8 protein-coding genes are annotated in these 12,922 nt (G+C 41.6%); all 8 read right to left on the minus strand.

The features are described from left to right. Positions 1-111: 111 nt before the first annotated feature. The 8 genes from M2273_RS05245 to M2273_RS05280 all read right to left on the minus strand — a co-directional run bounded on the left by M2273_RS05245 (position 112) and on the right by M2273_RS05280 (position 12,912). The gene (locus M2273_RS05245; protein WP_429393879.1) at positions 112-1,719 is read right to left on the minus strand and encodes a tetratricopeptide repeat protein; all 1,608 of its coding nucleotides are present in this window, start codon (positions 1,717-1,719) and stop codon (positions 112-114) included. A gap of 189 nt (positions 1,720-1,908) precedes the next feature. Then, positions 1,909-3,330, minus strand: a complete 1,422-nt coding sequence (locus M2273_RS05250; protein ID WP_429393881.1) for a RagB/SusD family nutrient uptake outer membrane protein — start codon at positions 3,328-3,330, stop codon at positions 1,909-1,911. Between the two features lie 17 nt (positions 3,331-3,347). Then, positions 3,348-6,803: a TonB-dependent receptor gene (locus M2273_RS05255; protein ID WP_429393884.1), complete on the minus strand. Its 3,456-nt coding sequence runs from the start codon at positions 6,801-6,803 to the stop codon at positions 3,348-3,350. Between the two features lie 142 nt (positions 6,804-6,945). After that, a complete protein-coding gene (locus M2273_RS05260; RefSeq protein WP_429393888.1) occupies positions 6,946-8,007 on the minus strand; it encodes a FecR family protein in 1,062 nt (353 codons plus the stop codon). A gap of 116 nt (positions 8,008-8,123) precedes the next feature. Continuing rightward, positions 8,124-8,687 carry an RNA polymerase sigma factor gene (locus M2273_RS05265; protein ID WP_429393891.1) on the minus strand — a complete coding sequence of 188 codons (564 nt, stop codon included), beginning with the start codon at positions 8,685-8,687 and terminating at the stop codon, positions 8,124-8,126. Positions 8,688-8,802: 115 nt separating this feature from the next. Next, positions 8,803-10,446 carry a DUF5060 domain-containing protein gene (locus M2273_RS05270; protein WP_429393894.1) on the minus strand — a complete coding sequence of 548 codons (1,644 nt, stop codon included), beginning with the start codon at positions 10,444-10,446 and terminating at the stop codon, positions 8,803-8,805. A 5-nt stretch (positions 10,447-10,451) separates the two neighbouring features. Next, entirely contained in the window at positions 10,452-11,945 is a 1,494-nt protein-coding gene (locus tag M2273_RS05275) for an FGGY family carbohydrate kinase (RefSeq protein WP_429393896.1), read from the minus strand. After that, positions 11,938-12,912 (minus strand): ABC transporter permease, encoded by a 975-nt coding sequence (locus M2273_RS05280; RefSeq protein WP_429393898.1) that lies wholly within the window; start codon positions 12,910-12,912, stop codon positions 11,938-11,940. Before M2273_RS05280 ends, M2273_RS05275 begins: the two co-directional genes overlap by 8 nt. Between the last annotated feature and the right edge of the window lie 10 nt (positions 12,913-12,922).

A 12,922-nucleotide genomic window follows, 5' to 3' on the forward strand; every position in this document is an offset into this window, starting at 1 on the left:
TTAATTGTTTTTAAAAACTCCGTTATCATTTTATTACCGTTACATTAAGTTAAAGTTAACACCAAAAACAAAGCTTTTCTTTATAAGAAATAAGCCATAACGGTAACGGTACTATAAGCTTTGAATAAAGGCTGTAAGGTTGTCGCCCTGTGGTATATTTAGTTTTTTGCGTAGCCTGTATCTGGAAACACGCAGGCTGTCGGTAGATATTCCTAACAAGGTGGCTATATCTGCAGATCCGAGATTTATGCGGAGTAAGGCAATCAGGCGCATATCTGTAGAAGTCAATTCGCCGCTATGCTTTTTAATATTATCAAAAAATTGCTGGTGAACCTGCTCAAAGGCATTGGTAAATTCCTTCCAGTGTTGTTCGTGATTAAAACTTTCGTTAATCTGCACTATAACTTGCTGCATTTGTTTTTTCTGGTCACGTTTATCTTCTTTGACCATAGCCTGTAGTGTGCTGCGCAAATGCTCAAGCAATTGGTTATTCTTAATCAGATTTAAGGTATGGGCAGATAATTCCCGACTTTTTACATCCAGTTGCTGTTTCAGGCTTTCTTCTTCAAGCTGCTGGTTTTTTATTTCCAGCTGCATCAGTTCATGCTGCGCCTCTTTCTGTTTGGCCAGTGCATTCTGGTCTTTGATCTTTAAGCGTTGCCTGCTAAAAATAACTATAACCAATATGATCAGCAGTGCCCCTATCACAACTGCAGCAAAAGCGATGATGCGATTTATTTTGCGAATATTGTTAAGCCTAACAATCTCGTCACTCTTTTTATCTATATCGTACAGCACCTGTAAAAAGGCAGTTTGCTTAACGCCATCTATTGAATAAATCTCAAGCGAATACTTACGGCTTAGTTCTGCGTAATGGTACGCACTATCCATGCGGTTGATTAATTCGTAGGTTTTTCCCAGATCCTTGCTGCATGCAGCAAGTTGGTAAATATTACCTGTTTGCCCTGCAAGTGTCATGGCCCGGTGCGATTGTACTATGCTTTCTTTATACTTACCTGTTTTGCGCAGAATATCACCAAGATTATTGATTACTTCAATACTGGCTATCTCATTATTCTCTTCCCTGTAAAGCTGTAAAGAGTGCTTAAAGCAGGTGTAAGCAGAATCAAATTTTGCCAGGTCTTCATAAATGCTTCCCAGGTTCTCGTATATTTTTGCAGCACCTTGTTTATAATTTGCATTGGTATATGTTTTAAGCGCCAGGTTTTGATAATAAAATGCACTATCATATTGGCGGCGCTTTTCATACAGGTGCCCTATATTTCCAAAAATCTCAGCCTGCCCTTTAAGATTATGGTTTTGTTTGTAAATAACTAAGGCCTTGTTATACATGGCGCGTGATTTTCCCAGCTGTTTGTTATAATAATATAAAACTCCCATTTCGCCCAGATTAACGGCCAAAAAGTTTTTGTTACCCAGTGTACTGAATAGCTTATCGGCACGTTGATAAAAATCGATTGCCTGGGCGTAATGTCCCTGATTGTAGCAAATCTGGCCCATTTGATGCAAACAAGCGCCTTCGGTAGCGGTGTTGCCTTCATCAACTGCCTTTGCATGAAGTTTTTTAAGAATTATAAGTGCTGAATCTGGATGCTTTTGGCTAAGTGAGCGGATCGCAAATAACTGTTTATCCTGCCCATAGGCATTGGTACTGGAAAAGAGAAACCAAATGACTATAAGGAAAATAGCTCTATGCATTTAATCATTTATGGTTACCGTTAACAAATTGCTGTGTCAGGATACAAATCAATCGTTTTAATATTAATTGAATGTTAACAACACGGGCATTTCATGTTTTTGAAACGAATTGCCACGATTATATATATCATAAAAGGGAATTAACCTTCAGATTAATTCCCTTTTATGATATAATTGACTGATGATTTATCAGTAACCAGGGTTTTGAGTTATCTTGCTATTTTGCGTGATAACATATTGTGGTATAGGCAATACTAACCTTTGCTCGGTTACCGCTTTGCCTTTTGCTGTTAAAACAGTTAATGCTCTTCCTGTCCGCTTTAAATCAAAGAAACGGTGAAACTCCAGCGCCAGTTCTACCTTTCTTTCATGCTCAATGGCCAGTGCAAGTGTAGGGTATTGGGCAGAAGGATAACCCGCGCTCCCGAAAGCGGCTAAACCAACCCGTGCCCGTACCTGATTTAAATAAGTAGCATCGCCGGTAGCTTCTGATAAAAGCAGTAATACATCGGCATAGCGCAGTACCATAAAATTGTTATTACTCAGTTCCTGCGTACCGCTTGTAGGGGCAGTACGGTCCTCCCATTTTTTAGGAAATTTAATACTTACAAAATTTCCTTTAGCATCGGTATACCCGGTTTCGATGGAGGCATCCCTGCGTGGGTCACCAGCTTCGTATTCATTGTACAGATCATCAGTTACCTGGTTAATGCCACCGCCATATTTGGTTATTACACCGTTAGTAACCGGCGCAAAGGCCGTCCAATAAGGGCTATAGGGGTTACTTGCTGATCCGCCCAGATATTGAATCTCAAAAACTGATTCCTTTGTGTTTTTAACATTTGGGCCAAATAACGATGTATACTGTGGTAATAAGCTATATTGACCGCTATTGTAAACATTCTGCAGCACCTGTGTAGCGGCGGTTTTATTATTTAATGACAAATATACTTTACCCAATACAGTTTCGGCAGCTCCCTTTGATGCACGGCCTGCGGCCGGAACAGCGTTTGCCGAAGGCAAATTATCAGCAGCGAATTTCATGTCGGATACAATTTGGTTATACACATCAGCAACTGGGGAACGTAATATACCATAGCTTTCATCAGCGCTGATTACTTTGGTAACGAGTGGTACACCGCCAAACAATTGCACCAGGTTATAATAATACAGGCCACGGAGAAACATCATTTCGCCTTTTACACGATTAGTGTAAGCCGCATCCAGTCCGGCTACCTCTATCTTATCTAAAACATTGTTAATATTAAATAATGCTTTATAATAATCCTGCCAGTATTGATACACCAGTGTGTTGCTTGCTGTTGCAGTATAATCTCTGATTGCCCATTTATCGGCCTGTGCACCGGCCACCGCATAAAGCGTACCCTCGTCAGACATGATCTCGGTATATGATACCGCCTCTTCAGGCGCATAAATAACATACAAGGTAGCATAAGCCGAATTAATAGCTACCTCAAAATCGGCCTTGGTTTTATAAAAATTGTTGGCATTCGCATTGGAAACAGGCGACAATTCGAGGAATGATTTCTTGCAGCCGCAAGCCATTACACAGATGAAAGTGATGGCTAAAATTCTTTTTATATTTTTCATTTTCACGGTTATTAAAATTAAAAATCAACCTTTGCTCCAAAAGTTATCACACGCGGTACCGGGTATGAACCATAATCTACCCCGTAAAATGCTCCCGATGGAACCCCAGTTGTTGGCGTTGATGATGGAACTGTTGACGGATAGGTAGTATTTTCAGGATCAAAGTTTTTGTATTTACTAAACAAATGCACATTTTCGGCATTCACATAAATACGGGCTCCTTTAACAGGCGTATGCTGAAGCCATGCTTTAGGGAGTGTATATGATAACCTGATATTTTTAAGACGTACCCAGGTAGCACTTTCAACCCAATAGCTTGAAAAGCTTTGCTCCATAGCCGTTGGACTAATGGAGGGTTTAAAATGCACCCCATCACCAGGATCACTTTCAGACTGCCAGTAGTTTGCGACACCTGCATAAGCGTTTCGGCCACCGTTCCAGATACCCAGGTAACGGGTAAGCTGGTTGGTAATTTGCCCGCCGAATGAGCCCTGAAACATAAAAGAAAATTCAAACCCTTTAAAGCTAAAAGTATTGGTTATGCCCGAAGCAAAATTAGCTTGCGCGTTACCAATAGTGGTTTGATCGGCAGCATCAATTTTACCGTCCTTGTTTACATCCCTTACAATAGGTTCGCCGGGAGTTGTGCCGGTAACATGAGGCGAGCCATCAATTTGAGCCTGGTTTTTATAAACGCCATCAAAAATATACCCGTAAAAGTTCGATACGGGCTGCCCTACTTCGGTTTTAACTTGTACTATATAATCGGTAAACAATAGCGGCGCGTTACCCGGCCCCAGCTGTAATACCTTGTTGCGGTTAAACGAAAGGTTAAAATCTGTACTCCATTTAAATGCACCAATAGTATTTTTGGTGTTCAGACTAAACTCCAGCCCCCGGTTCCTGACTTTGCCAATATTGGTAAGCTGTGTTGAAAAACCGGTAATATCCGGAACGGGTACATTTAGGAGCAGGTTATTAGTAATGGAGTTATAAAACTCCGCGGTGAAATTCACCCTGTTTTTAATAATGCCGATATCAATACCCAGGTTAAACTGGTTAGTTTTTTCCCATTTGAGGTTAGGGTTGGAAATATTGGAAACGGTAAGGCCACTGGCCAGCGAACTGCCGCTCACATAATTTGATGTGCTTAATAAACTTGTAGGGCCATAATTGGGGATTTGATTATTACCGGCTACACCATAACTGGCTCTTAACTTTAAGTTGCTGATAAATTCCGCGTTTTTCAGAAAGTCCTCGTCAGATATGAGCCAACCCGCGGACACTGATGGGAAATATCCCCATTTAGAATTTGTTCCAAACCTTGAGCTGCCGTCACGGCGTATGGTACCGGTAAGGAAATACCTGTTCTTGTAATTATAGTTTACCCTTGCCAGGTACGAAACCATAGCCCACTCAGATGCAGTTGACGTTCCTGAACTGGCGGTACCGGCATTTAAAGTATGTACCAGGTCATTAGGGAAGTTTGACGATACCAACTGGCTATACTCGTCGCGTTCATGCTGGGCGGTGTAACCTACCAAGGCGCTAAAACTATGGTCTCCAAACTGTTTGTCATAGGTTACCGTGTTTTCTGTAAGCCAGTTCAATGAATAGTTTGATCTTACCACACCTTGCGCGGGCAATACCGCGGAGTAACCATAGCCCTGACCCGCATTGGAGTAGGAATTATAGCTGTTATTGTACAAGTTCGCGTTAATACTGGTACGGAACTTTAATCCATCAATAATCTTGTATTCTAAAAATCCGGTTGCGAGGGTATTAAACGATTTATTCTTGGCCTCAATTTCACGGGTTAGAGAATATGGGTGCCACTCGATCAGATCGCTGTATGGAATAAAACGATACCATGCTGAGTTGGGATCCCGGAAACCCAAACTTCCAGTTTCGGTATAAACAGGAAATATCGGGTCGCTTTGCAAACCAAGGCTCACTACATCGCTTTTACCGGCTACGCCATCTGTACGATCAAATATCCCGGTAAAAGAAAGATTGGTACCTACGGTAAAATGATCGGATATTTTGTGTTTAATATTGGTACGGAGAGACAAGCGTTTGTAATAATTGGCATCGAGCACGGCATCCTGGTTCAGATATCCTACCGAGAACAGGAACTGTGTTTTATCGGTGCCACCTGATACCGATACCTGCGCGTTTTGCAAGGGCGCAGAGCGGAACATCACATCCTGCCAGTTGGTACCGTTGCCAAATTGAGCCGGGTTGGTAGTAAAATCTTCAGGGATCTTGTAGGCTGATGACCGGGCACTATTAGGGTCTGACGCCAGGTGACCGCCTCCCAGAGCAACCCAGGCGTTATTATGGGCGTCGACATAATATTGTATAAACTGCTGAGCGTTCATCATGTCAATCCTGCGTGTTACGTCCTGCACACCATACTCATAAGATGCATTTACACTGGTTTGGCCGGGCTTGCCCAGTTTGGTAGTAACAATTACAACACCATTGGCACCGCGTGAACCATAAATGGCCGTTGATGAAGCATCCTTTAATACATCTATCGATTCAATATCCTGCGGGTTTATGTAATTTAAATTGAAGTTCTCCAGAGGTAAACCGTCTACTACATACAACGGATTGGTTCCTGCCGTAATAGAACTTGTACCACGAATTTTAATAATAGGAGTTGAACCGGGGGCTCCCTGCGCCTGAGTAATGCTTACGCCAGGTAATTGACCGGCTAATGACTGGGTTACATTGCTGTTCGTCCTATCCTTGAAATTATCATACTTTACTGAGGCGATAGAACCGGTTACGGCCCTTTTACTTTGGGTACCATAACCAACCACTATAATTTCATTCAGTTGTTTGCCTGAAGTATTAACTTTAAGGGTAATATTCAGCGTTTCCACATTATCGGTTCCTTTTACACTTACAGTTTGGCTGTTAAAACCTATGTATGAAAAGGTAAGCTGGGCGCCGCTTTGAACGGTGAGCTCATACTCACCGTTAACATTGGTTATTGCCCCAAACTTTGTCCCCTCCTGCTTAACCGTTACACCGGCTAATGGCAGGCCTTTTTCATCAATTACTTTTCCTTTTACCCTGATGTCTTTTATCCCGGTACTTTTCGGGGCTATGATGACCAGCCCATTCTCGGTGATCTGGTATTTCAGTTGGGTATCTTTCAGTAGGCTTTGCAGCACATCAGCAAAAAGCGCGTCCTTTACATTAATGGTAACCTCTTTGGCATTGGGCAACACCTCTTCGCTGTATAAAAAACGAATGTTACTTTTCTTTTCAAGCACAGAAAGCGCTTTTTTAAGTTCCATTTTTTTGATATCCATGGTTACCCGCAGGTTTTGAGAGTAAGTGTATGCCGATACCCTTAAACAAAACAAAAAAGTAAAAATGAAAACATATTTAAGCATTAGTAAATATTTTTTGTATTGAAAAACAGGGTAGCCGTAACTATGAAGTTGTTTTATTTTCATAGATTTAAAAGTTTAATTAGTTAAACAATCTGTTAATTACCGGGGTTAGTAATAACCCGTGTCAAAAAAATTTGCAGATTTTTCGGCGGAAGATGTTCGAGCATCTTCCGCTTACTTTTACTCCTTATTTAAGTTCTTTTGGTTAGTTAATGTCTATCTCATCGTTGTTTATTTTAAATTTAAATGGTCTGATTAATTGCATGGCTTTTAAGGCCTGTTCTATAGTTTCGTTCTGGAAAATTCCGGTAAAGTGATAATCATTTATTGCACTGTTGCCTATATGTATCTTAACATTGTACCAACGTTCTAACTTGGGTACCAGCTCACGGAACGACTCATTTTTAAAGATGAGCTTATCGGTTATCCATGATGTTTCTTCTATATATTCCTGGCTTTCAATTTCAACAGGTTTAATATTTTCAATGGATAATTTTCTCTTTTCAGCAATAGCAGCAGGCAGTGGGGTATCTTTACTATTAGTGTTTTTATCTGCCAGCAGGAGTTTTTCACCCGCCTTTAATAATATTTTTTGATGCTGGTTATCTGTCACCGTTAACTCAATCGATCCCCTGATTAATGCTGTTTCTGTAATACTATCGGTTGGATAAGCCTTTACATTAAATGCGGTACCCAATACTTTAATTAAAACTTTATCGGTTTGTATAATAAATGGACGATGTTTGTTTTTAACCACATCAAAATAAGCCTCACCAGTAAGCATTACTACTCTGTTGGGTGCTGCGTTTAAATCATTATTAAAAGTTAGCCTGCTGTTGCTGTTAAGCCATACCTGCGTACCATCGGGCAGTATTATTTTTTTACGGACACCTTTACCGGCAGAAATTTCTGTAGCTGTAACCGGGGTATTTTTCACAAACCGGTGGTAATAAAATACTCCCGATCCTGTTAATAAACAGATTACAGCTATAGCCAAATAGCTTTTAATCTTTGAATAAAATTTAGGGTGATAGCCATCTTCTGCAGGCTCAAAATCTGCCGCGTATTTTAACTTATGTTTAATGTATTCAAGATCCTGCCCGGCATTATCAACGGGCTGTTTTGCCCATAATTGAGTTAATACCTCTTCCATGTATACCCCATCCGGATACCTTTCAAGTAAATTCTGCAATTCGCTCAATTCATCAGCAGTAGCTTCGCCGGCTACTTTATGCGCCAATAGCTGTAATATCCTGTTATCTGGCATGAAAAAGGGATCTTGAAAATCCGGTTAATATTGGTTATTATGTAGAGGACAAGAAAAAACAGGGAGTTCCCTATAAGAAATTTAAATATTTTAAGGTCTTGTAAAGTCCGTCAATATCAAATTAAATTATACTCGCTTTTAATGGCGCATGAAATTCTTTTTACCGCGGTAACCAAATGCGCGTCAACAGTTTTGGCCGAAATATCAAGTATCTGGGCTACTTCTTTATAAGTTAAGTTATCCTCCTTTACCAGTTTAAATACCATTTTGCAGCGCGGGGGTAAAGCCTGAACAATGAGCTCGATGCTTTTTTTGAACTCCTCGTTTATTAATATTTGCTCCGGAGTCAAATTATCAAAAGTGATATCAATATTGGTTTCGTCTAACTGTACCGTATTGCCCGATTGCTTTTTCAGCATATTCAGCGCGGTGTTTTTAGCCATCACAAAAGCATAAACCTTTATATTCTGAATGTTGAGTAACCGGATACGGTTGCGCCAGAGTGTGATCATTACGTCGCCTGCTATTTCTTCGGCCAGCTCATTTGACTTTATGATAGATGCCGCGAAACGTTTTAACGGGCCAAAAAGCGTATTAAATAACTGCTTGTATGCCTGCTCATTATTGTGCAGCGCAATATCATGTACAATGATTGATAAATCAGTGTTTGACTTATACATAGCCAGTTTTTTTAATTACGGTTATTTAATGTGTGTTATATATGTTTTGTGATAGCGATATTGTATTGTTTATCTTCTGTTATTTTATTGATTGAGTTTGCTTGTTATTTATGCATTACTTTATTTGTGTAATGCGCAGGGCCATGTACGCATTACCAGACAGGCTAACTTTTTTATCATGTATATCGTAAATCCGGTATTCGTTGGGAGCCGCGGTTTCAAAAACATCACTAAGCGAGGTGATGGTCATGTTCCAGGTATCAATAATATCTACCTTAAATTTGGTACCGGCCGGAGGTCCATTCTTTTTAGGCAGGCTAAACCGCCATTCTTTTTGCTCCTGTTTGCCGAAATAGATTAAATAGTAAGTACTGTCTGTTTGCGCAGTCTGGTTGTCTTTCCACGGATCAGCCAGTTTTAGCGGACCAGGGCCCTGCTCCATAATGTTTCTTAAAAAGGCTATGCGAGCCGGACTTTCGCCTTTAAATACACCACCCTTTGCCCAAAAAATGGTATCGCCTTTAGTTTTTATGGTTTCGCCATGGGTAACGTAGGTGCCTGCAATAATGCCCTGCCATACGGCTTCGGTCATTTGTTGCCCGATTAAATTACCCCACCTTAAAGGCAGGTTACCCTCATAACATACTTCATCATAAATTACCGGCTTAAAGTAAACGTCACGCAATAGCACCGCCCGCCCAAAATCTTCAACCGGCGAACCATTCTGGATGCTTACATGGGTGAAATAGGATTTCCAGTTATCATAATAAACGCTGCCGTTGTGTATGGAGCATAAGTGACGATAGGGGTCATTAGTCACCACAGCGGCTGAATAAGCATCCCATGCATCGCGGGGTTTGCTCCTGATATAATCAAACTCATTGGCCATTGACCACCACACATTACGAAAAGATGCTAACCTTGCAATTAGGTATTTGATGTAAAAAAAGTCATTAGCTTTTCCCATGCTGTCAAAGCCCCAATGTCCTTTATCGTAAGGATGAAAAATGATTACATCGGCCTGTATCCCTAAAACGTTCAGATCATCAATTCTTTTTTCAAGGTGCCTGAAAAATGCCGGGTCGAATTTTTTAAAGTCCCATATAAACTTCACCCTGCCATCATTATTCTTGGACGAGGATATTTTTTGGTAAGGATAAAACTCCGGCTCGTTGGTTACATAGTTGTAATACTTCGGAAAAACGCACATCCTCACTTTGTTGAAAGGCGCGTTTTTTAAACTTTTCAGGGTAAGTTGTTCCAGATCTTTACCCTGGTGTGTCCATGCGTAAGCGGTGGTTCCGAAGGGATAGAACACTTTGCCATCATCGTACTTAAAATTGTACGTGTTCCATACCTTCACCATGCCATGGTTACTGCCGGTAGCCGGTACACATTGAAATGAGCCGCGCTTGCCTTTTAATAAAGTAGAATTACTAATGGTAACATAATTCCATACCCCGGTTTTTGCAGGCATAAACCTGATCTTATACACACCATCTCCGTCATAAAAACCATTTACAGCAATCCTGTCCGTCCCATTGGAAAAAGTTGCTTTTAATACCACATCGGTATAAGGGTTGCCGGTAGCCAGCCCTTTTAGTGTTATTTCATAACGACCCCAGCGCTCAATTTTGGGGATAGCTGCCACACAGCAATTCATTAAGCATAATAAGCCCACCAAAAAATGAGCGGCAATACCTATGCACTTTTGCATATAGCTTGTCTTTTTACCGGTGGTGTTAATGCTCAATTTCATGCTTATTAATTATTGACCCTTTTTATATGCGATTGCCATTCCTCATAGTATTGCTGCATGTTGTTTTCCGCATGTGTCTGCCTAAAGCTCATGGGTGCATTTTTCAGGTTGTTAATATCGTCCAGGCTTTTAAATACACCGCCCTTTAAACCAGCTAAATAAGCCGCGCCCAATGCTGAAACATCTGGCATATCCTGTTTAACAAGCTCACATTTCAACACATCGGCTATCAGCTGCAAAACAAAATGATTGGCTGTTATGCCACCATTAACCATGAGTTTTACCAATGCTATCCCGGTGTCGGTTTCCATCGCGGTAATAACGTCCTTGATCTGGAAAGGGATAGATTCTAAAGCGGCCCTTACAATATGATTTTTATTACAATCAAAGGTTAGCCCTATGATTTCTGCTTTTCGGTTCATATCCCAATACGGAGCTCCCAAACCGCTAAATGCGGGGATGAGGTAAACGCCATTATTATCAGGCACGCTGGCAGCCATCAGTTCCGTCTGGCTGCTTTCGGTAAACAGGCCAAGTTCATTTTTCAACCATTCAATAGTTGCTCCGCATGATACGATAACACCTTCCAAAGCATAATCAACACGTTCTTCGGTGCTCCAGCAAATGGTAGTAACCATGCCATTGGCCGAACTGGTAGCCTTGTCACCAATATTCATCAGAATAGAACAGCCTGTACCCAGTGTAGCCTTCGCCGTTCCGGATTCAAAACAACCCTCCCCGAAAGCGGCTGCATGCGAATCGCCTATCATGGCTGTTATGTTTAGGGGTGTATTAAACAAGCCCCCAAAATCTGATATGCCGTAAAATGATGATGAGGGTTTAATCTGTGGTAAATTCAATCCCGACAGCCCAAACTCATTTAAGATTTCATCATCCCAATTCAGTGTTTTAAGGTTGAAAAATAAAGTGCGAGACGCGTTGGTATGATCGGTACTGTAAACCTTGCCGTTGGTTAGTTTATAAAGCAGCCACGTATCAACCGTGCCAAAATAAGCTTCGCCATTATCAATGGCTTGCTTAACCCCGGCATTGTTTTGGTATAGCCATATCAGTTTAGTGCCCGAAAAGTATGGATCGATGATAAGCCCGGTTCTTTCTTTTATCAATTGTTCTAAACCTTGTTCCTTGAGCTCATCGCAAACAGCTACCGAGCGTTTGCATTGCCAAACAACCGCGTTGTACAGCGGCTTGCCGGTCTTGTCCCAAACTATAAAGGTTTCGCGTTGATTTGATATGCCGCAACAACGGATATCAGCTAAATTGCCTCCTGCCGATGTAAACGTGTCACGACAGTTTTTTACCGCATCGAGTACATTTTGATAAATAGCCCCAGGTACCTGTTCAACAAAACCGCCTGGTAAATAATGCGTTTTAAGAGGCTCGGAAGCTTTGGCTACAACTTTACCATGATGATCAAAAATGATGCATTTGGTACTGCTGGTACCCTGGTCAACCGCGAGTATGTAATTGTTAATCATTCTTTGAATTGGCTTTATCAATAATTACGGCTAAAAGAATAACGCCCCCCTTAACAACCTGCTGCCAAAAGGGTGATACATTAAGTAATACCAGTCCGTTGTTCAGTACGCCAATAATAATGGCGCCCAGCACAGTACCCATAATAGTTCCACGACCACCAGATAAGGAAGTGCCGCCAATAACCACGGCAGCAATAGAATCGAGCTCGTAACTAATACCGGCGTTTGGCTGTGCCGAATCTAACCGGGAAGTTACCATGATACCTCCTACCGCGGCCAGTATCCCGGCTATGGAATAAACAATAAGCTTTACTTTGTTGATGTTGATACCCGAAAGCTTTGACGCGTGTTCGTTTCCTCCAATGGCATAAATGTACCTGCCCAAGGCAGTTTTCTGGGTGATAACAACAGCTGATACAATAACTGCCGCCGAGATCCATACGGGCAGCGGAATACCTAAAAACCAGCCGGTACCTATATATGCAAAACTATCACCAAGGTTAGATATCGGGAAACCTTTGGTCCACAGGAGCGTTAGGCCCCGGGCAATGGTGAGCATGGCCAGCGTAGCTACAAATGGTGGCACTTTAAAGCGGGTAACTGTCCAACCGTTAAATAAACCCAGCAGTGCGCCCACCACTAAACCCACCAGTATAGCTCCTAACAGCGTAAAGCCGATGTATAAATTATTAGCGGGCAGTTCAATGCCAAATTTTAATAGCCCGGCAGTAATTGCACCGCAAAATGCCAGCACCGACCCTACCGAAAGATCAATGCCCGATGTCAGCACCACCAGCGTCATCCCAACGGAGATGCAGATGTTAACCGAGATCTGCCGCATCACGTTCCAGGCATTATCAACGGTTAAAAACTTGTCAGACATGAGGCTGATGCCTATACAAAGCAGTATCAGCGCTATGAGTGATTGAAATTTAGCCAGTTGCGTACGGTGTTGTGTTAAAATCATTAGTTAGCTT

The sequence above is a fragment of the Mucilaginibacter lappiensis genome, from assembly GCF_050433765.1.
Classification (GTDB): domain Bacteria; phylum Bacteroidota; class Bacteroidia; order Sphingobacteriales; family Sphingobacteriaceae; genus Mucilaginibacter; species Mucilaginibacter lappiensis_A.

Excerpts from the sequence above, each read along its gene's own strand:
- M2273_RS05245 (WP_429393879.1), bottom strand. The coding sequence starts at position 1,719 with ATGCATAGAGCTATTTTCCTTATAGTCATTTGGTTTCTCTTTTCCAGT.
- M2273_RS05250 (WP_429393881.1), bottom strand. The coding sequence starts at position 3,330 with ATGAAAAATATAAAAAGAATTTTAGCCATCACTTTCATCTGTGTAATG.
- M2273_RS05255 (WP_429393884.1), bottom strand. The coding sequence starts at position 6,803 with ATGAAAATAAAACAACTTCATAGTTACGGCTACCCTGTTTTTCAATAC.
- M2273_RS05260 (WP_429393888.1), bottom strand. The coding sequence starts at position 8,007 with ATGCCAGATAACAGGATATTACAGCTATTGGCGCATAAAGTAGCCGGC.
- M2273_RS05265 (WP_429393891.1), bottom strand. The coding sequence starts at position 8,687 with ATGTATAAGTCAAACACTGATTTATCAATCATTGTACATGATATTGCG.
- M2273_RS05270 (WP_429393894.1), bottom strand. The coding sequence starts at position 10,446 with ATGAAATTGAGCATTAACACCACCGGTAAAAAGACAAGCTATATGCAA.
- M2273_RS05275 (WP_429393896.1), bottom strand. The coding sequence starts at position 11,945 with ATGATTAACAATTACATACTCGCGGTTGACCAGGGTACCAGCAGTACC.
- M2273_RS05280 (WP_429393898.1), bottom strand. The coding sequence starts at position 12,912 with ATGATTTTAACACAACACCGTACGCAACTGGCTAAATTTCAATCACTC.